Below are 18802 nucleotides of genomic sequence, written 5' to 3'. Positions count from 1 at the left end.
CGTTCAGCGCTGCGGGGCGAGCAATGGCGCAAGCGCCGGCCAGACGTTCTCGAGAAGTTGCGCTTGCGCCGACGCGGTCGGGTGCACGCCGTCGCCCTGCATCATGCCGGGCTCTCCGGCGACCCCTTCGAGCACGAACGGAACCAGCGCCACATCGCGCTCATCCGCCAGCTCGTGGTACACCCGAGCGAAGGCTTCGGTGTAGCGACGCCCGTAATTCGGCGGCAGACGCATGCCCAACAGCAGCACCTTGGCGTCGGTCTGCTGCGACTGCTCAATCATCGCCGCAAGATTCTGTTTCAATTGCGCCGGCGACTGGCCGCGCAAGCCATCGTTGCCGCCCAGCTCGAGAATCACCACCTCCGGCCGATGCTCCGCGAGCAGCGTTGGCAGCCTGGCGAGCCCACCAGCACTGGTGTCGCCGCTGATCGAGGCGTTCACCACGGAGCGCGGTCGAGCCTGCTCGGCGAGGCGCTGCTGCAGCAGATGCACCCAGCCCTGGCTGGTTTCCAGGCCGAAAGCGGCGCTGATACTATCGCCGACCACCAAGACGGTTCCCGCCAGCGCGCCCTGCCCCCACATCACCAGCAGCAGGACCCCGCCTTTCAGCCAACTTCGCATCGGATTCTCCATGAGCGTCAGCATTCTCATCGCCCGGCACCTTAACAAAGTGGTTCCCAGCGCGGAAGGCGAGCTGCATATCCTCAGCGACCTCTCCCTGGAGCTGGCGAAGGGCGACAGCCTGGCCATCGTCGGTACTTCCGGCTCGGGCAAATCCACCCTGCTCGGCCTGCTCGCCGGGCTCGACCTGCCCAGTGCTGGCGAAGTACAGCTGGCCGGCCACTCGCTCGGCACGCTGGACGAGGATCAGCGCGCACGGGTTCGGGCCGAGCATGTCGGTTTCGTCTTTCAGTCCTTCCAGCTGCTCGACAGCCTCGACGCGCTGGAGAACGTCATGCTGCCGCTGGAACTCGAAGGTCGCCGCGACGCCGCCCAGCGCGCCCGGCAGTTGCTGGAGCGTGTCGGCCTCGGTACGCGTCTGCATCACTATCCACGCCAGCTGTCCGGTGGCGAGCAGCAGCGCGTGGCGCTGGCGCGCGCCTTCGCCGCGGAGCCGGACGTGCTGTTCGCCGACGAGCCGACCGGCAACCTCGACAGCCATACCGGCGCGCACATCAGCGACCTGCTGTTCGAGCTCAATCGCGAGCGCGGCACCACCCTGGTATTGGTTACGCACGACGAACGCCTGGCCCGCCGCTGTCGCCATCTGCTGCGTCTAGAAGGCGGGCGTCGGGTCGACAACGGGTCCGCCGCATGAGCCATGTGCCGACTCGCCGCCTCGCGGCGCTGGCGTTCCGTCAGCTGCTGCGCGATGCCCGCGCCGGCGAGCTGCGCGTGCTGTTCTTCGCCCTGCTAATCGCCGTCGCGGCGAGCACCGCAATCGGCTATTTCGGTGCTCGCCTGAACGACGCCATGCAACTGCGTGCCAGCGAATTTCTCGGCGCAGACCTGGTGCTGCAAGGCAGCGCCGAAGCCCAGCCTCACCAGATTGCAGCCGGCCGACAATTGGGGCTGACGCATGCGCGGGTGGTCGAGTTCTCCAGCGTGATCGCCACCGACGACAAACTGCAGCTCACCAGCGTCAAGGCTGCCGACAGCGCCTATCCGCTGCGCGGTGAGCTGCGCAGCGCCGCCGCACCCTACGAACAGGAACAACCGGGACCAGGACCGCGACCGGGCGAAGCCTGGGCCGAGGCCCGCCTGCTCACAGCCCTGGAGCTAGAGATCGGTGATCCGATCGAGGTCGGCGACAAGTCGCTGCGCTTGACCCGCGTGCTGACCTACGAGCCGGATCGCGTCGGCGACTTCTACAGCCTGACCCCGCGCGTGCTGATGCACATGGATGACCTGGCCGCCACCGGCGTGGTGCAGCCGGGCAGCCGGGTGCGTTACCGCGAGCTGTGGCGTGGGCCGGCCGAAACGCTCGCCACCTACCGGCAACAGCTCGAACCGGGACTGCTGGCCCATCAGCGCATCGAGACGGCTGGCGACAGCAACCGGCAGATCGGTGGCGCGCTCGGGCGCGCCGAGCGCTATCTGAATCTGGCGAGCCTTGCCGCGATCCTGCTGGCCGGCGTTGCCGTGGCGCTGTCGGCCGCGCGCTTCGCCGCGCGCCGCTTCGATGCCAGCGCACTCTTGCGTTGCCTGGGGCTTTCACGACGGGAAACGCTGCTGCTGTACACCCTGCAACTCGGGCTGCTCGGCGCGCTCGCCAGCATCGTTGGCGCCCTGCTCGGCTGGGGGGCGCAATACGGGCTGTTCTATCTGCTGCGCGATGTACTGGCGCAGGAAATTCCGGACGCCACACTGTGGCCGGCGCTGGCCGGCATCGCCACCGGCCTGGTCGCCCTCGCCGGCTTCGCCCTGCCGCCGCTGGCGGCGCTCGGCCGCGTCCCGCCGCTACGGGTACTGCGGCGCGACATGCTGCCGGTGCCACCGAGCAGCTGGCTGGTGTACGGCACGGCGATTCTCGCGCTCGGCCTGATCATGTGGCGACTGAGCCTGGACCTGAAGATCACCCTCGCCCTGCTTGGCGGCGGGCTGCTGGCCACGCTGCTGCTGGGCGGCCTGCTGCTGCTCGGCCTGCGCGGCTTGCGCCGGTTGCTGGCAGGCGCGGCGCTTTCCTGGCGGCTGGGCCTGGGCCAGTTGTTGCGACACCCGTTGGCGGCGGCCGGGCAGTCTCTGGCATTCGGCCTGATCCTGCTGGCGATGGCGCTGATCGCCCTGTTGCGCGGTGAGCTGCTCGACACCTGGCAGGACCAGCTACCGCAGGACGCTCCCAATCATTTCGCACTCAACGTGCTGCCCGCGGAGAAGGATGTCTTCGCCGCACGCATCGCCAGCCTGTCGACCGTGGCGGCGCCGCTGTATCCGGTCGTTCCCGGGCGGCTGGTGGCGATCAACGACGCACCGGTGCGCCAGCTGGTGAGCAAGGATTCGCAGGGCGACCGCGCCGTGCGCCGTGACCTGAGCCTGACCTGGGCGGCCGAACTGCCGGCCGACAACCGCCTGACCGCCGGAAGCTGGTGGGGGCCACCGGCCGCGCCGCAACTCCCTGGCGTTTCGGTCGAAGCCGAACTGGCCGAGAGCCTCGGCGTGCAACTGGGTGATCGCCTGACCTTCAGCGTCGGCGGTCTCAGCCGCGATGCCCGGGTAACCAGCCTGCGCGAGGTCAACTGGGACAGCTTCCAGCCCAACTTCTACATGATCTTCGAGCCCGGCACCCTGCAGGACATGCCCGTCACCTACATGACCAGCTTCTATCTGCCACCCGGCAAGGAGCGCGAGCTGGTCGAGCTGGCGCGGACCTTCCCCGCCACCACGCTACTGCAGGTCGAAGCGCTGCTCGCGCAGTTGCGCAGCATTCTCACCCAGGTGTCGCTCGCGGTGGAGTACGTTCTGTTGTTCGTCCTCGCCGCCGGGCTCGCCGTGCTGTTTGCCGGCCTGCAGGCCACACTGGACGAGCGCATCCGCCAGGGCGCACTGCTGCGCGCGCTGGGTGCCGAGCGCAGCCTGCTGCTTAGAGTGCGTCGGGCAGAATTTGGCATGCTCGGCGCGGCCAGCGGCGTGCTTGCCGCGCTGGGTTGCGAGCTGGTCAGCGCACTGCTCTATCGCTTCGCCTTCGAGCTGCCCTGGCAGCCGCATCCCTGGCTTGTGCTGCTACCGCTTCTTGGCGCGCTGCTGGTCGGTGGCGCCGGGGTTCTCGGCACCCGCCGCGCGCTCGACGCCAGCCCGCTCGGCGTGCTGCGCGAGGGCTGACGACTCGCCCTCGCCGCCCGGTTCGGCCTACACTTTGCGGCCCTTTCGCCACACGGATCGACCATGAGCCGCTATCGCCCGCCGCGCCCCGCCGGAACCCCGCTGATCACCCCGGAAGGCGAAGCGCGCCTGCGCGCCGAGCTGCACGAACTGTGGCATGTCAAACGCCCGCAGGTGACGCAATCGGTGAGCGAGGCGGCCGCCCAGGGCGATCGCTCCGAGAACGCCGAGTACACCTACGGCAAGAAGATGCTGCGCGAGATCGACAGCCGGGTGCGTTTCCTCACCAAGCGCCTGGAAAAACTCAAGGTCGTCAGCGAGCGGCCGAGCGATCCGGACAAGGTGTATTTCGGTGCCTGGGTGACGCTGGAGGATGAGGACGGCAACGAAGCCCGCTACCGCATCGTCGGCCCTGACGAACTGGACCTCAAGCAAGGCCTGATCAGCATCGACTCGCCACTGGCCCGCGCATTGGTCGGCAAGGCGCTGGATGCCGAAGTACAGGTGCAAACGCCGACAGGACCCAAATTATGGTACGTGGTGGCAATCGAGTATCCGTGACCGACCGGTTTAGCATCGACCAAACAGTCGCAAATTGCCGCGATCACGCAACCAAGTTCTTCTATCCTGCCGAGTAACAACCCACAGCGGAAACAGCCGTTCCTCCCGGTAACAGCGCGCACCTCTCGACTGCAGCGGCCTTTGGCCAGCACTGCTGGGCCGCAGCCGCTCTAGGCTGTACTTTCATGACAATTAACTGGCGCCTGGCACGATTGCTGCCATCGAAACGGCGCAGTACGCGCCCGGCGCGGTGAACGGCAATGGATTGCCCGCTTGCCCACCCCTTTTTCGAGAGTGCGTCATGAACAACAACAAGACACTGCTTGCCCTCTGTATCAGCGCACTGGCCTTGGCGAGCCAGGCCCATGCCTCCACCGGCTATACCCAGACCCGCTACCCCATCGTGCTCGGTCACGGCATGCTCGGTTTCGACAGCCTGCTGGGGGTCGACTACTGGTACGGCATTCCCGCAGCGCTGCGCCGCGACGGCGCGCAGGTGTACGTCACCGAAGTGAGCCAGCTCAACACCTCCGAGCTGCGCGGCGAGGAATTGCTGGCGCAGGTCGAGGAGATCGTCGCGCTCAGTGGCAAACCCAAGGTCAATCTGATCGGCCATAGCCACGGCGGGCCGACCGTGCGCTACGTGGCCGCCGTGCGACCGGATCTGGTGGCCTCGGTCACCAGCGTCGGTGCGCCGCACAAGGGCTCGGACGTGGCCGATCTGATCCGCAACATTCCCGAAGGCTCCGCCGGCGAGGCCATCGTCGCCGGGCTGGTGAACGCGATGGGCGCGCTGATCAACTTCCTCTCCGGTAGCAGCAGCTCTGCGCCGCAGAACTCGCTCGGCTCGCTCGAATCGCTCAACAGCGAGGGCGCGGCGCGCTTCAATGCCAAGTTCCCCCAGGGCATCCCGACCACCGCCTGCGGCGAGGGCGCCTACGTGGTCAACGGCGTGCGCTACTACTCGTGGAGTGGCACCAGCCCGCTGACCAATCCGCTGGATATCAGCGACGCGATGATGGGTGCCGGCGCCCTTGCGTTCGATGAGCCGAACGACGGACTGGTGGGACGCTGCAGCTCGCATCTGGGCATGGTCATCCGCGACGACTACCGGATGAACCACCTTGACGAGGTGAACCAGGTCCTCGGCCTCACCAGCCTGTTCGAGACCGATCCGGTCACCGTGTATCGCCAGCACGCCAACCGGCTGAAGAACGCCGGCCTCTGAGCCAGCGGCGGGACGGCCGCGTCCCGCCGCCTCTTGCAAGGCAGAACCATGAAGACACTTCTCGGCCTTTTCCTCGCCTCGCTGTTATTCAGCCTGGTCGTGCTGCTGGCGCCGCCGGCGAACGAACCACCGCCCCCCTCCAGCCCCGCAACGGCACCGGCGCATGCGGCCCGACCACCGGCGACCGCGCCGATCACCGTCGTCAGCGACTCGGCTGCGCCAAAGCCGATGAGGCTCAGCGAGCTGCCGCGTTCGTTCAACGGCACGCGGATCGACGGCCGCCTCCAGCAGGACGCCGCCGGCAATCTGATCGTCGACGGCGACGTCCGTCGGCTGTTCGACTACTTCCTCAGCGCCGTCGGCGCCGAGCCGCTGACCCACAGCGTGCAGCGCCTGCGCCAGCACATCGACGCGCAGCTGCCAGAACCGGCGCAGGCCCAGGCGCAGAATCTCCTGAACCAGTACCTGGACTACAAGCGCGAGCTGCTGGGGCTGGATTCGGCGGCCCGCCCGCAAAATCTGCCAGCGCTGCGCCAGCGTCTTGCCGCGGTACAGGCGTTGCGCGCGCGCATCTTCAGCCAGACGGCGCACCAGGCGTTCTTCGCCAGTGAAGAGGCCTATGACCGTTTCACGCTCGAACGCCTGACCATCCAGCTGGAGCCGGGGCTCGACGCGAATGCCAAGGGTGCCGCGCTCGACCGCTTGCACGCGGCGCTGCCAGCCGAACTGCAGGACGCCCTGGTGCCGCAAATGCAGACCCAGCTGCGCCAGCAGACAGCCGCGCTGCAGGCGCGTGGCGGCGATGCCGTGCAGCTGCGCCAATTGCGCCAGCAGCTGGTCGGCAATGCGGCGACCGAGCGCCTGGAAGCGCTGGACCGTCAGCGACAGGTCTGGCAGCAACGGCTAGCCGACTTCGAACAGGAAAAGAGTCGCATCGAGCATAGCCAGGGCCTCGGTGAGGCCGACAAGCAGGCCGCTATCGAGCGGCTCGCCGAGCAGCGCTTCGACAGCAGCGAACGCCTGCGCCTGCTGGCCCGTCAAGAAAGCTAGCAGGCCGTTGAAAACGTAGGCGAGGCAGCCAGGGCAAGGCGAAAACAGGCGAAAAAAGCGCAGTTTACGCGCTGTGAATGAGCATTTTGGAGCCTGTTCTTAACGCCGCCCTGGCTAGCGCGAGGCGCTACGACGTGCGGGTTCGGCTTCCAGCAGATAACGCTCGCGATGGAAGGCGAGATAGTACTTGTTGACGCTGTTGACGTAGCCCACCACGCCCATGCCCACGGTTTCCAGGGCGATACGCTCGACCTGGAAGAACCACTGGTCCGGATTCAGCCCGCGCCGGCGCGCTTCGGCGCGCATGCTCTGCACCCGCTGCGGCCCCAGGTTATAGGCCGCCAGCACGAAGGCCATGCGCTCGCGCTCGTTGAGCCGTGGGCTGGCGAAGAACTTGCGACGGATGCTGGCCAGGTACTTGGCACTGGCCTGCACGTTGTTGTCCAGCTGCTGGATATTGCCCACGCCCACGCTGCGCGCGGTCGCCGGCGTCACCTGCATCAGCCCGGTGGCGCCGCCGGCACCGCGCGCCGCCGGGTTGAGGGTGGATTCCTTGAAAGCCAGCGCGGCGAGGTTGAGCCAATCCAGATCGATCTGCTCGGCGTAGCGCTGCAGCACGGGGCGCACCTTCTCCAGGCGCTGCCGGCCGGTACGATCGAGCGGGTAATGCACCTTGTACAGGCGCCGGTAGACCCGCTCGAAGGCCGCGTCCTGGTTCTGCGGCGCGCGGTAGTCCTTGAGAAAACCGTCGGCACTGGCGCGCAGCATGCTGGCCTCCTTGCGGACGAACCAGTGCATGTCGGCCTCGTCGGCCAGCGCCACCTGGCGCTCGATGCGCAGCTTGGGCATCACCCGCGCCCAGCGTTCGGCAATGGTCTGCTCGACCGCCGTGACCGGATAGATGCCGGCCTGCACCATTTCCAGCACGTCCTCGACCGCCAGCGTCGGATCGACCCACTCGACCACCACCGGTGCACGCTTGCGCTTCATCAGCTGTTCGTTGAGCCGGGCGACAGCGGCACCGGCGGCGCTGCCCGCCGGCAGCGCCAGGCTGCGCCCAGACAGTCGTTCCAGGCTGGCGTAGCGCGGCCCACCCTGGCGGCCGACCAGCACCAGCGCAACATCGCTGACCACCGGCCGGGTGCGGCTCACGCCGCGCATGCCCTTCAGATCGAGCAACTCACCGGGCGCCACCAGATCGCCCTCGCCGCGCTGCAGTGCAGCCAGCAGCTGATCCTTGGCCTTGGGGATGATCTTCAGGCGGATGGCGCGCTCGGACTTTCGGTTCAGGTAACGCTCGAAAGCGCGCAGCCGTGCATACTCCACACCGATGGCTTCGCCCTTCACCTCGCCGGAGCTGTTGCGGCTCTGGTTGACCAGCACCCGCAGCACGCCGCTGCGGCGTATTTCCGCCAGATCGCGCACCGTCGCCGGCGCCTTCCACGCCTCCGGCCCCATCACCCGCGCAGCCGCCGGCCAGGGCGCGAGCGCCAGCAGACAGAGGATCAGCAGCAGGCGAAACATGACTCGTACATACCAGGCTCGAACCGGGCGACGGCGGCGAAAAAAGTAGCGAAGCCTCTCACAGCCGGGCCCGATCTGCCAATTCAGGCATGATCAACGGTTTGCTATTCACGCATATTGTGTTGATTTTCAAGTGATTAACCTTAGTAGGAGTCTCGATGGAGCTCGTCGATATCGGCGTCAACCTGACCCATCCCAGCCTGGCCAGGCAGGCCAGTGAAGTGCTCGAGCGCGCCCACGCAGCCGGCGTCGCGCAATGCGTGCTGACCGGCACCAGCCTCGCCGAAAGCGAAGCCGCGCTGGGCCTGTGCCGCACGCTCGACGACGGTCGCCAGCGGCTGTTCTGCACTGCCGGCGTTCACCCGCACGACGCCAGCCAGTGGAGCGCCGACAGCGCGGCGCAGCTGCGCGATCTGCTGCGCGAGCCGCAGGTGCGCGCGGTGGGCGAATGCGGGCTGGACTTCAACCGGGACTTCTCGCCGCGCCCACAGCAGGAACGCGTGCTGGAAGAACAGCTGGAGCTGGCGGTGGCGCTGCAATTGCCGGTGTTTCTCCACGAGCGCGACGCTGACCAGCGCCTGGTCGAAATCCTGCGGCCGCTGCGCGACCGCCTCGGCGCCGCGGTGGTGCATTGCTTCACTGGCGAGAAGCGCGCGCTGTACGCTTATCTCGACCTCGATCTGCACATCGGCATCACCGGCTGGATCTGCGACGAGCGCCGCGGCACCCATCTGCATCCGCTGGTGCGCGAAATACCGCGCGGCCGGCTGATGCTGGAAAGCGACGCGCCCTACCTGCTACCGCGCACGCTGCGACCCAAGCCGAAATCCGGCCACAACGAACCGGCCTATCTGCTTGAGGTGCTGCGCGAGGTGGCGCGCCATCGCGGTGAAAGCGAAGCCGAACTGGCTGCCCACACCACGCTCTGCGCCCGGCGTTTCTTCGACCTGCCGCTGCCGGACGCAACGCCGTGAAAATGTGCTCAAGCTCACGCCGTAACGGCCGTTAAGCCGACAACAAAACGGAAGAGAGCCGTCATGTTCGTCTGGGTCCGCGATCTGTCACTGAAATACAAGTTCTGGGCGCTCAACATGGTCGCCTTCGTCATCAGCCTGTTGCTGGTGCTCTACGCCGTGCATGTGGAACAGCAGTCGCGCAGCGCCGATGCCCGGCGTAACGCGCAGACCACCGCCGAACTGCTGACCGCCTGGCCCGCCACCGCCGAGCTGCCCGCCAGACCGGAGGTGGTCCGCTTCGTCGCCGGCGAGCGCATGCAGATCCAGGGTCAGACGCTTGCGCAAAACGCTGGCTGGACGGCGCTGGCGCATGATCGCCTGTTCGCCCGCGACCCGCTGATCGGCGCGCAGAGCGTCATCCGCGCCGACGGCCAGACGCTCGCCGTGCTGGCGCGAACCCCCAGTGTGTTCCAGGTTCTGGGTGAGCACTTCTTCAGCTATGCCGGTGCCGTGGCGGTACTCATGCTCGGTCTGCTCGGCGCCTCGCAGCTGCTTATCAGCTTTCTGCTCAGCCACCTCAACACGCTCAAGGACGTCATGCTGCACGTCGAGCGCTCCGGCGATCTCAGCGCGCGCGTGCCGCTCGAAAGCGGTGACGAGGTCGGCCAGATGGCCAGCGCCTTGAATGCGATGCAGAGCGGCTACCAGCGCATCGTCAGTACCGTCGCGCAGGCGGCCGCGCGCCTGGATGACGGCGCCGGGCGCCTCGCTGCCAGCATGAGCGATGTGCGCCAGGGCATGCTCGGCCAGCAGAGCGAGACTGACCAGGCCGCCACCGCGATCAACGAAATGAGTGCCACGGTGTTCCATATCGCCGAGCACGCCAGCGACACCCGCGACCGCTCGCAGCACGCCGACCAGCTGGCCAGCGACGGCCAGCGCGTGGTCGCGCGGGTGGAACAGTCGATCGCCAACCTGTCGGTCGGCGTGCAGCAGACCGCCGAAACCATCGGTCAGCTGGCCGCCGACAGCCAGAAGATCAACGGCGTGGTCAGCGTCATCCACAGCATCGCCGAGCAGACCAACCTGCTCGCGCTCAACGCCGCCATCGAGGCCGCGCGCGCCGGCGAGGCGGGCCGTGGCTTCGCGGTGGTCGCCGATGAGGTGCGCAACCTCGCCAGGCGCGTGCAGGACTCCACCGACGAGATCACCGGCATGATCGGCAATCTGCAGGCCATGACGCGCGATGCAGTCGAGTTCATGCAGGAAAGCTCGTTCAAGGCCGATGATTGCGTGCGCGAAGCGCGCGAGGCGGCGCAGGCGCTGGAGTCGATCACCGCCGCAGTGGCGCAGATGCGCGACAGCAACACGCAGATCGCCGTCGCCGCCGCGCAGCAGAGCGAGGTAGCCGAGGAGCTCAACCGTTCGGTGACCGGCATCCGCGACGTCACCGAGCAGACCGTGCAGCAGACGGTCGACTCCGCCAGCACCAGCTCGCAACTGGCCGCGCTGTCGGGCGAGCTGAGCCGGGCCATCGGCCAGCTCAAGCTCTGACGGCCTGCCGGGAAAACGCGGGGCGGCGCCCCGCCCCGGTTAGCCGAACACCGTCACCGTCTGCCGGCTCAGCGCCACCAGCTCACCCGTCGGCGACCACAGCGCCGCCGCGCAATGCCCGTAGCCGTCGCGCGCATGCTCGATCACCGCGCGGTACTGGCACCAGTCATGCGTATCCAGTGCGGGCAACGGCTGTACGAACTCGACAGTCCAGGTCAGCGAACTGCCCGGCGCGAAGCCCTTGAGGTGCGAGAGCACCGCCGGCGGCCACGCGTCGATCAGCGCCAGCAGGTGCGCTTCGTTCATCGGCTCGCGCGCGACCTCGCCGCGTTGGCGCACCCAGCCACCCATTTCGCGGGACGTGTTGCCGGAAAACGGCAGCCCACCGATGCCCCAACGCATCTCCAGATAGCGGGTGAATTCCGGCGTGACACCCGGCACGAAGGGCAGCGTCTGGCAGGCTTCGACCGGCGGCATGGCCGGCGCCGCCTCGGCAGCGACCGCCACCGCGGACTCGCGCGCGGCGCCGAAGCTGCCCTGGACAATGGTCACCACCTGGCCGTCCTGTACCGCCCGCCCCAGCATCTGGCTCACCGCCTTGCCCTCGCGCAGCACCTCCGCCTCGAAGCTGGCCGGCTGGTCCAGCGCCAGCGGCGCGACGAAGGTGATCGCCAGCGAACGCAGCGCGCGCTCCGGCGGCACCTTGGCGCGCATCGCCTCGTACACCAGCGCCGCCACCAGTCCGCCGAAACCGGCCCGGCCCTGCCCCCAGGTGGCGGGGATGGTCAGCTGCTGCGGATGCTCGCGCACGCCGCGCAACAGTTCGGAAAGGGTCATGTGCACCTCTTTTCATTGTTTTGTGGAGGCCGATGGTAAGGCCGGTGCTTGCCGGCGCGCGAGGACGCAAGCGCCGTAGACGCCCCTGGAAATGCCACGCCATCGCAGTCGGCAATCATCAACGGTCGGCTCAGTGCCGGGCACGCCGCCAGGGCAACTGGCGGCGCAGCGCGCGCAGCGCCTGGCGCAGCTCGGTGGGCGCGGCATCTGCGGCGGCGTAGCGCTGCTGCTCATAGGAGCGCAGGAAGGCATGAATCGCCTCGGCCTGGAGCGGCAACTGGCGCGCCGCGCGCACGGCGAAGGTCCGCGCACCCTCACCCGGCTCGCGCCGCAGGCCGTGGCGCGCCAGCGTCCGCTCGAAGGCGAGGAACAGCCGCTGCTGCACATCTCGCTCGTGCCGCCAAGGCTTGAACAGCCACAGCGCGAGCAGGCCGAGCACCGCGGCGAGCGCCGTCACCAGGCCGATGCCGAGCGCCGTGGCGTCGACCTTGCCGAACCAGCGCTGCAACAGTTGTAGCTGGCGCTCGCTCTGGTAATCGAGCACCCAGCGCTGCCAACCGTAGTTGAGTTCGTCCCAGCGCAGGCGCAGCTGGTTCAGCCAGCCGATATCGCGGTAACGCAGCAGCGACATCGGCGAATCCTCGAGAAAGCCTTCCTGGCCGGCCAGCGCCTGCTCCAGCCCCTGCTCGACCCGCTCCGGCGCCACCTGGAAGGTCGGATCGACGCTGACCCAGCCGCGTTCGGCAGTCCAGTATTCCACCCAGGCGTGCGCATCCAGCTGACGCACCGAGAGGTAGTTGCCGGCCGGATTGACCTCGCCGCCCTGGTAGCCGGCCACCACCCGCGCGGGGATGCCGGCGGCGCGCAGCACGAAGGTCATCGCCCCCGCGTAGTGCGCGCAGAAGCCGCTGCGGGTGCTGAAAAGGAAATCGTCGACGATGTCCGGGCCGACTTCCGGCGGCTTCAGCGTGTAGTGGTAGGGCTCGCGGTTGAAGTGGCGCAGCAGCGCCTGCACCACCGCCTCGGGCTCCTGCAGCGTGCGACGCAGTTCGCCGGCCCAGGCGTGGCTGCGCGGATTGCCCTGCGCCGGCAGCTGCAGCGCGCGGCCGAGGCTCGACGGCGCACGCTCGGCCTCACGCCGTGCGTCGGGCCAGGAGGTCACGTGATAAAGCAGCGGCTGGTTCACCGGCTGGCGGCGCTGCAGGTGGAAGTCGGCCATCAGCCGTGTATCGTCGGCCGCCACGCGCGGCACGTCGAGGGCGAACAGCCAGGGCTGGCCGCTGGGCTGCATGACGACGCTGTAGCGCAGCGGCTCGCCGGTCGGCTGCCAGTGTGGCTCCTGCGGCACCTGCGCGGCGAAGGACTGCGACCAGCGCCGTCCATCGAACAGCTCGAAGGTCACGGCGCGCCAGTACAATTGGTCGCGCGGCGGTATCTCGCCCTCGAAGCTGACGCGAAACGCCAGCGCCGCGGACTGACCGAGCCGGGCAATGTCGCCCGGCGCCATGTGGTCCGCCAGCCCGGTGAGGCTACGCGGCCCCGGCTGTGGCAGCGTCCACAGCGGCGCCAGCCGCGGGAAGAACAGGAACAGCAGGATCATCAGCGGTACCGCCTGCAGCAGCAGGCTGCCGGCCAGCCGCAGCGTCGGCCACGGCTGCGTCATCCGCGTGCCCTGCTGCAGACCGATCAGCGCCGCCAGCAGGGCAGTCACTGGCAACAGGCTGTACAGCCCGGCCAGTAACCCATCCTCGAACAGGTAGCTGGTCACCACCGCGAAGAAGCCAAGGAAGATCAGCACCAGTGCATCGCGCGCGGTGCGCATCTCCACCAGCTTGAGGATGAACGCCGCGATCAGCAGCACCACGCCGGCCTCCAGCCCGACCAGACTGCCGCGCGAGAAGTACACGCCGAAGCCGGCGCCGATCATCAGCGCCGCCTTGGCCCAGCTGTTGGGATAACGCAGGCGCATGCGGAAGATCTGAATTCGCCACACGGCGCAGCCCAGCCAGAGGCCGGTGATCCACAGCGGCAGGTGCGTCAGATGCGGCAGGATCACCAGCACCTGAGCCACCAGCAGCCAGATCAGCGCATTGCGCGGGATACCGGGTTTCGTGCTCATGCACCCTGCTCCGCACCGGTACCGTGCAGCGCCAGCGCACGCAGGCAGGCGTCACGGTGGGCCTGACCGCTATCCGGGCCGAGTGTCACGGCCGGCAGGCGCAAGGCGAACGGCTGGTGCGCGGCGCTCAGTTCCACGACCCAGTGACACAGCCGCGACAGGCGCTCCTCGCTGTCGCCCGTCAGCGCAGCGAAGTCCAGCAGCGGTTCGTTGCCGAGCAGGCTGGCGAACTCCTTCACCAGCAGGCCCTGGCCGCGCGAATAGGCTTTCCAGTGCAGGCGACGGCGCGAATCACCGGGCTGCCATGCCTTCAGCCCCTGATAATCGTCGACGCCTGCCCCTTGCGTCCGCGCGCCGCCCTCCTCGTCCTGCGCCGCCTCGCCCTGCTGCGCCAACTCGCCTGCCAGCGGCTGCGGGTAGATCAATGCCGCCAACTCCAGATCGATCCAGCTCCAGGCCACCAGCAGGCCCAGCGGAAAGCGGCTCTCCACCCGCACCCGGCCGGGGCGCAGCCAGCCACGGCGCTCAGCCGGCAGGTTCAGCTCGACCTCCACCACTCCGCCGGCCGGCACATCCACCCGCTGCAGACCGCTGGCCGGCCAGCCGACGGTCACGGCCTGGTAGGCGCGCCCCTGGCTTTCCAGGCGCACACGCAACCGCGCTTGCTCGCCGACGAAAGCGGCAGTGGCGCCGCCGCTGTGCAGCACCAGCCCAGCGAGATTGCGCCAGGTGTGCAGGATGGTCACCAGATACAACGCGCCGAGCAGGAAGGTCAGACCGTAGGCGAGGCTGTTCTGGTAGTTGATCGCAGTCAGCAGCATCAGTCCCAGCGCCGCGAGGAAAGCCAGCCCGACGCGAGTAGGCATGATGAAGATGCGTCGCTGATCGAGCCGCATGCTCGGCGCCGGCGGAATCCGCCGCAGCAGCCAGCGCTCGCGCAGACGTGGCAGCAGCCTCACGCGGCGCGCCCGTCCGGCCGTAGTGTCATCGTCAGCGCCATCAGAGCGCCGGCACTTCGCGCAGCAGCCACTGCACCAGCGCGCCGCCGCCGTGGCCGGAAGCATCAGCACGTTCGCGCAGGCGATGGCCGACCACCGTCGGCAGCACCGCCTGCACATCCTCGGGAATCGCGTAATCGCGGCCGTCGAGAAACGCCCAAGCGCGCGCCGCCGCCAGCAGCGCCAGGCTGCCGCGCGGCGACAGGCCCCAGGCGAACTGCGGCTGGGTACGGGTGGCTTCCACCAGACGCAGCACGTAGTCGACCAGCGCATCGCTGACGCGCACGCCGGCCACGGCATCCTGCAGCGCCAACAGCTCGGTGCGTTCGAGCACCGGCGCTAACCGGGCCAGCAGGTCGCGGCGCGACTCGCCCAGCAGCAGCGCCTTCTCCGCGGCGCGGGCCGGATATCCCAGCGAGACGCGCATGAGGAAACGATCGAGCTGGGATTCCGGCAGCGCGAAGGTGCCGCCGGAACTCACCGGGTTCTGCGTGGCGATGACGAAGAACGGTTCCGGCAGCGCACGGGTGGCCCCCTCGATGGTGACCTGGCCCTCTTCCATGGCTTCGAGCAGGGCACTCTGGCTCTTGGGCGTGGCGCGGTTGATCTCGTCGGCGAGGATCAGCTCGGCGAAGATCGGCCCGGGATGAAAGACGAACTGGCTGCTGTCCTTGTCGAACACCGACGTGCCGAGGATGTCGCCCGGCAGCAGATCGGAGGTGAACTGGATGCGCTGGAACTCCAGGCCGAGCACCTTGGCCAGCGCATGGCTGAGCGTGGTCTTGCCCATGCCCGGCATGTCCTCGACCAGCAAGTGACCCCGTGCCAGCAGGCAGGCCAGCGCCAGTCGCACCTGAGCTTCCTTGCCGAGCAGTACTTCATTGACCGCGCGCAGACAGGCGTCCAATCGGGTGCGCATGCGACTCTCCTCTGTAGGTCCGGCCGATGCTACTGATCGACAACGGTCAGGCAAAGCGTTGGACATGCCGGGTAACGAGTTTGTGATCCGACGCTTGATCCAGAACCATGCAGCGGTTCGCCGCCCCGCCTAGGCTTGACCTCTCCCTCGTCGATAGGAGGCTTCGATGGCCGAACCCGACAGCTGGCACGCGCAACCCGCCGAGCAGATTCTGCAGCGACTGGACAGCACCCACAGCGGCCTGAGCGCCGAACAGGCGCAGCAGCGCCTGCAGCAGTTCGGGCCCAACCGGTTGCCGCAGCGCCGCGGCAACGGTGCGTTCAAGCGCCTGTTGCTGCAGTTCCACAATCTGCTGATCTACGTGCTGCTGCTCTCGGCGCTGGTCACCCTGGCGCTCGGCGAATGGCTCGACAGCGTGGTGATCGTCGCCGTGGTGGTGATCAACGCGCTGGTCGGCTTCGTTCAGGAAGGCAAAGCGGAACAGGCGATGCGCGCCATCCAGAAGCTGCTGACGCTCGACAGCCGCGTGCGCCGCGCCGGACGCACCCTCAGCGTACCGGCCGAAGAGCTGGTACCGGGCGACCTCGTACTGCTGGAACCCGGCGATCGGGTCCCGGCCGACCTGCGCCTGCTCGAATGTCGCGACCTGCGCATCGAAGAAGCCGCCCTGACCGGCGAATCGCTACCCAGCAGCAAGCAGGTGGCGCCCGTCAGTCATGACGCCAGCCTCAGCGATCGCAGCAGCATGGCCTACTCCGGCACGCTGGTCAGCGCCGGCAACGGCTACGGCGTGGTGGTGGCAACCGCCGGGCAGACCGAGCTGGGCCGGATCAGCCACATGCTCGGCGAAGTGGTCAGCCTGCAGACGCCGCTGCTGGGCGACATCGCGCGCTTCGCCAAGGTCCTCACCGTGATCATCCTGGCGCTGGCGCTCGGCACCTACGTGTTTGGCGTCACGCTGCACGATTACTCCTCCAGCGAGATGCTGCTGGCGGCAGTTGGTCTGGCGGTCGCGGCGATCCCCGAGGGCCTGCCCGCCGTGCTGACCATCGCCCTGGCGCTGGGCGTGCAGCGCATGGCGCGGCGGCGGGCGATCATCCGCCGGCTGCCGGCGGTCGAGAGCCTCGGCGCGGTGACGGTGATCTGCTCGGACAAGACCGGCACCCTGACGCGCAATGAAATGACCGTGCAGCAGGTCTTCACCGCCGAACACAATTATTTCATCCAGGGCGTCGGCTACACGCCGGCGGGCGCGGTCTGCACCGGCGACGGCCAGCCCTGCGAGCCGGAACAGGCCAGCGACCTGCTGGAGCTGGCCCGCGCCGGGCTGCTGTGCAACAGCGCCAGCCTGCTGCGCGAAGGCGACGGCTGGTGCATCACCGGGGACCCGACCGAGGCGGCACTGCTCACCCTGGCCGGCAAGCTCGGCTTGCAGACCACTCACGAGCACACGCATATGCCGCGGGTCGACGGAATTCCGTTCAGCTCGGAGCGCCGCTGCATGGCCAGCCTGCATCACGACCATGCCGGCCACGGACTGATCTATCTGGTCGGCGCGCCGGAGCGCCTGCTCGAAGTGTGCAACCGCCAGTTCGCCGCCGGCAGCACCGAGCCGCTGGACCCGGCCCACTGGCACGCCGTACTCGACGATGGCGCCCGTCAGGGCCTGCGCATGCTCGGCCTGGCGATGCGCGCGCTGGGCGCGCCGCAGCACGAGCTGGCCTACGAGGATCTCGAAGGCGACTTCGTGTTGCTCGGGCTGGTCGGCATGCTCGATCCGCCGCGCGAGGAGGCCATCGCTGCCATCGCCGAATGCCAGCGCGCCGGTATCGCCGTGAAGATGATCACCGGCGACCATGCCGCGACCGCCGCCGCCATCGCCCAGCGTCTCGGGCTCGGCGAGCAACCGCCGCTCACCGGCGCGGAGCTGGATCGGCTCAGCGACGCGGAGCTGGACGCGTGCCTGGCGCAGACCGCGGTATTCGCCCGCACCAGCCCGGCGCACAAGCTGCGCCTGGTGCAGCGCCTGCAGGCCGGCGGCGCACGGGTGGCGATGACCGGCGACGGCGTCAACGACGCGCCCGCGCTCAAGCGCGCCGATATCGGCGTGGCGATGGGCATCAAGGGCACCGAGGCGGCCAAGGAGGCGGCACAGATGGTGCTGGCCGACGACAACTTCGCCACCATCGCCCATGCGGTGGAGGAAGGCCGCACGGTCTACGACAACCTGAAGAAATCCATCCTGTTCATCCTGCCCACCAACGTCGGCGAGGCGCTGGTACTGCTGGTCGCCATCGCGCTGGGGCTGACGCTACCGATCACGCCGCTGCAGATTCTCTGGCTGAACATGATCACCGCGGTGACGCTGGCGCTGGCGCTCGCCTTCGAGCCCGGCGAGGCCGATCTGATGCGCCGCCCGCCGCGCGATCCGAGCGCGCCGCTGCTGGGCGCGCAGCTGCTCTGGCGCGTGGTGCTGGTCTCGCTGCTGATGACGGCGGCCTGCATCGCGGTGTTCCTCTTTGCCCAGCGGCAGGGCTGGAGCCTGGAGGTCAGTCGCACGCTGGGGGTCAACACGCTGGTGTTCTGTGAGATCGCCTACCTGTTCGCCAGCCGCCAGATCAATGCACCGGCGCACTTCGGCCTGCGCGGCAATCCGATGGTCTGGAACATGGTCGCGCTGCTATTGGTGTTGCAGGTGGCGTTCACCCATTGGCCGCCGCTGCAGCGGTTGTTCCAGACCGCCGCGCTCAGCCCCCAGGCGTGGGCCATCTGCGCACTGGCCGGCGGCACGCTGCTGGCGGTGGTGGAGCTGGACAAGTGGTTGCGCCGGCGCCTTGGCAGGCGCCTGTGAGCGGCCCCGGCGCCGGGTTCGCGGCGTTCAGTGTGGGCGTCGGCTTTGCCTGCGACAGCCCGGCCCCGTCCTGCGTAGGGACGCTGTGCCGGCTGCCGTTCAGCGCCCGGCGCGCGATTCTCTCAGGTAGAAGCGCGCCTTCTGCGCCTTTTCCACGCAGCCATGAAAGGCCTCGAACTGCTGCTGGGTCTTAGCGCCAGTAAGCAGGGCCATGGCTTTGGAATAGCTCACGGTGCCGGCGAACCCTTCGGCTTCTGCCAAGCTCTGCTCCTTCCACGCGGCGTCCAGCTCGGCGGCGCAGCTGTCACGGTAGGCGGTCTTGCCGGCGCAGCCGACCAGCAGCAGCGCTAGCAGGGGTACGGATAGCCAGACTTTCATCGTTCATC

Annotated in this window: 15 protein-coding genes and 1 pseudogene; 9 read left to right on the top strand and 7 right to left on the bottom strand. The window is 68.3% G+C overall.

Translation table 11 applies throughout. From position 1 onward, the window contains the following. Positions 1-3: 3 nt before the first annotated feature. Positions 4-621: an arylesterase gene (locus tag U8L64_RS08730; RefSeq protein WP_043297114.1), complete on the bottom strand. Its 618-nt coding sequence runs from the start codon at positions 619-621 to the stop codon at positions 4-6. Positions 622-631: 10 nt separating this feature from the next. Here U8L64_RS08730 and U8L64_RS08725 point away from each other — a divergent pair, with 10 nt between their 5' ends. From U8L64_RS08725 to U8L64_RS08705, 5 genes are all read left to right on the top strand, one after another. Further along, on the top strand, positions 632-1318 hold the full coding sequence (locus U8L64_RS08725; protein ID WP_043297115.1) for an ABC transporter ATP-binding protein: 687 nt from the start codon (positions 632-634) through the stop codon (positions 1316-1318). Further along, positions 1315-3819, top strand: coding sequence for an ABC transporter permease (locus tag U8L64_RS08720; protein WP_333396214.1), 2505 nt, complete (start codon positions 1315-1317; stop codon positions 3817-3819). Before U8L64_RS08725 ends, U8L64_RS08720 begins: the two co-directional genes overlap by 4 nt. A 63-nt stretch (positions 3820-3882) precedes the next feature. Further along, positions 3883-4380, top strand: coding sequence for a transcription elongation factor GreB (greB, locus tag U8L64_RS08715; protein ID WP_008570218.1), 498 nt, complete (start codon positions 3883-3885; stop codon positions 4378-4380). 301 nt (positions 4381-4681) lie between these two features. Beyond that, a complete protein-coding gene (locus U8L64_RS08710; RefSeq protein WP_054093204.1) occupies positions 4682-5608 on the top strand; it encodes a triacylglycerol lipase in 927 nt (308 codons plus the stop codon). Between the two features lie 48 nt (positions 5609-5656). Next, positions 5657-6658 (top strand): lipase secretion chaperone, encoded by a 1002-nt coding sequence (locus U8L64_RS08705; RefSeq protein WP_333396211.1) that lies wholly within the window; start codon positions 5657-5659, stop codon positions 6656-6658. Positions 6659-6772: 114 nt separating this feature from the next. On the opposite strand, the gene U8L64_RS08700 is transcribed toward U8L64_RS08705, so the two are convergent. Beyond that, positions 6773-8182, bottom strand: a complete 1410-nt coding sequence (locus U8L64_RS08700; RefSeq protein WP_043297119.1) for a transglycosylase SLT domain-containing protein — start codon at positions 8180-8182, stop codon at positions 6773-6775. A 158-nt stretch (positions 8183-8340) separates the two neighbouring features. On the opposite strand from U8L64_RS08700, the gene U8L64_RS08695 reads away from it, so the two are divergent. The 3 genes and pseudogenes from U8L64_RS08695 (at position 8341) to U8L64_RS20330 (ending at position 10692) form a co-directional block, all read left to right on the top strand. Continuing rightward, entirely contained in the window at positions 8341-9156 is an 816-nt protein-coding gene (locus tag U8L64_RS08695) for a TatD family hydrolase (RefSeq protein WP_077683034.1), read from the top strand. Positions 9157-9219: 63 nt separating this feature from the next. Then, positions 9220-9822 (top strand): annotated as a pseudogene (locus U8L64_RS20335) (HAMP domain-containing protein); the annotation flags it as partial. After that, a complete protein-coding gene (locus tag U8L64_RS20330; protein ID WP_442965282.1) occupies positions 9808-10692 on the top strand; it encodes a methyl-accepting chemotaxis protein in 885 nt (294 codons plus the stop codon). The pseudogene U8L64_RS20335 and the gene U8L64_RS20330, both read left to right, overlap by 15 nt. A 39-nt stretch (positions 10693-10731) precedes the next feature. Here U8L64_RS20330 and U8L64_RS08685 read toward each other — a convergent pair whose 3' ends face one another. The 4 genes from U8L64_RS08685 to U8L64_RS08670 form a co-directional block, all read right to left on the bottom strand. Then, on the bottom strand, positions 10732-11529 hold the full coding sequence (locus U8L64_RS08685; protein WP_138300078.1) for an acyl-CoA thioesterase: 798 nt from the start codon (positions 11527-11529) through the stop codon (positions 10732-10734). Positions 11530-11659: 130 nt separating this feature from the next. Beyond that, complete coding sequence (locus tag U8L64_RS08680) at positions 11660-13648, bottom strand: transglutaminase TgpA family protein (protein ID WP_333396204.1); 1989 nt, start codon at positions 13646-13648, stop codon at positions 11660-11662. Next, positions 13645-14607: a DUF58 domain-containing protein gene (locus U8L64_RS08675; protein WP_333396201.1), complete on the bottom strand. Its 963-nt coding sequence runs from the start codon at positions 14605-14607 to the stop codon at positions 13645-13647. The genes U8L64_RS08680 and U8L64_RS08675 overlap by 4 nt, the downstream gene beginning before the upstream one ends. Positions 14608-14647: 40 nt before the next feature. Beyond that, positions 14648-15565: an AAA family ATPase gene (locus U8L64_RS08670; protein ID WP_043297125.1), complete on the bottom strand. Its 918-nt coding sequence runs from the start codon at positions 15563-15565 to the stop codon at positions 14648-14650. 166 nt (positions 15566-15731) lie between these two features. Between U8L64_RS08670 and U8L64_RS08665 the strand changes: the two genes are divergently transcribed. Further along, positions 15732-18416, top strand: coding sequence for an HAD-IC family P-type ATPase (locus U8L64_RS08665; protein WP_333396198.1), 2685 nt, complete (start codon positions 15732-15734; stop codon positions 18414-18416). A gap of 99 nt (positions 18417-18515) precedes the next feature. Here U8L64_RS08665 and U8L64_RS08660 read toward each other — a convergent pair whose 3' ends face one another. Then, the gene (locus U8L64_RS08660) at positions 18516-18794 is read right to left on the bottom strand and encodes a hypothetical protein (protein WP_008570229.1); all 279 of its coding nucleotides are present in this window, start codon (positions 18792-18794) and stop codon (positions 18516-18518) included. Positions 18795-18802: the final 8 nt, after the last annotated feature.

This window comes from Pseudomonas sp. FIP_A4 (assembly GCF_036701605.1).
GTDB classification, from domain to species: Bacteria; Pseudomonadota; Gammaproteobacteria; order Pseudomonadales; family Pseudomonadaceae; genus Stutzerimonas; species Stutzerimonas phenolilytica.
The sequence above is the reverse complement of the archived record's forward strand: the minus strand, read 5'-3'. Positions and strand labels throughout refer to the sequence as shown.

Bases quoted from the DNA above. Each gene is read 5' to 3' on its own strand.
- U8L64_RS08710 (WP_054093204.1), top strand. From the start codon at position 4,682: ATGAACAACAACAAGACACTGCTTGCCCTCTGTATCAGCGCACTGGCC.
- U8L64_RS08695 (WP_077683034.1), top strand. From the start codon at position 8,341: ATGGAGCTCGTCGATATCGGCGTCAACCTGACCCATCCCAGCCTGGCC.
- U8L64_RS08670 (WP_043297125.1), bottom strand. From the start codon at position 15,565: ATGCGCACCCGATTGGACGCCTGTCTGCGCGCGGTCAATGAAGTACTG.
- U8L64_RS08700 (WP_043297119.1), bottom strand. From the start codon at position 8,182: ATGTTTCGCCTGCTGCTGATCCTCTGTCTGCTGGCGCTCGCGCCCTGG.
- U8L64_RS08720 (WP_333396214.1), top strand. From the start codon at position 1,315: ATGAGCCATGTGCCGACTCGCCGCCTCGCGGCGCTGGCGTTCCGTCAG.
- U8L64_RS20330 (WP_442965282.1), top strand. From the start codon at position 9,808: ATGGCCAGCGCCTTGAATGCGATGCAGAGCGGCTACCAGCGCATCGTC.
- U8L64_RS08660 (WP_008570229.1), bottom strand. From the start codon at position 18,794: ATGAAAGTCTGGCTATCCGTACCCCTGCTAGCGCTGCTGCTGGTCGGC.
- U8L64_RS08685 (WP_138300078.1), bottom strand. From the start codon at position 11,529: ATGACCCTTTCCGAACTGTTGCGCGGCGTGCGCGAGCATCCGCAGCAG.
- U8L64_RS08705 (WP_333396211.1), top strand. From the start codon at position 5,657: ATGAAGACACTTCTCGGCCTTTTCCTCGCCTCGCTGTTATTCAGCCTG.
- greB (WP_008570218.1), top strand. From the start codon at position 3,883: ATGAGCCGCTATCGCCCGCCGCGCCCCGCCGGAACCCCGCTGATCACC.
- U8L64_RS08730 (WP_043297114.1), bottom strand. From the start codon at position 621: ATGCGAAGTTGGCTGAAAGGCGGGGTCCTGCTGCTGGTGATGTGGGGG.
- U8L64_RS08665 (WP_333396198.1), top strand. From the start codon at position 15,732: ATGGCCGAACCCGACAGCTGGCACGCGCAACCCGCCGAGCAGATTCTG.
- U8L64_RS08725 (WP_043297115.1), top strand. From the start codon at position 632: ATGAGCGTCAGCATTCTCATCGCCCGGCACCTTAACAAAGTGGTTCCC.
- U8L64_RS08680 (WP_333396204.1), bottom strand. From the start codon at position 13,648: ATGAGCACGAAACCCGGTATCCCGCGCAATGCGCTGATCTGGCTGCTG.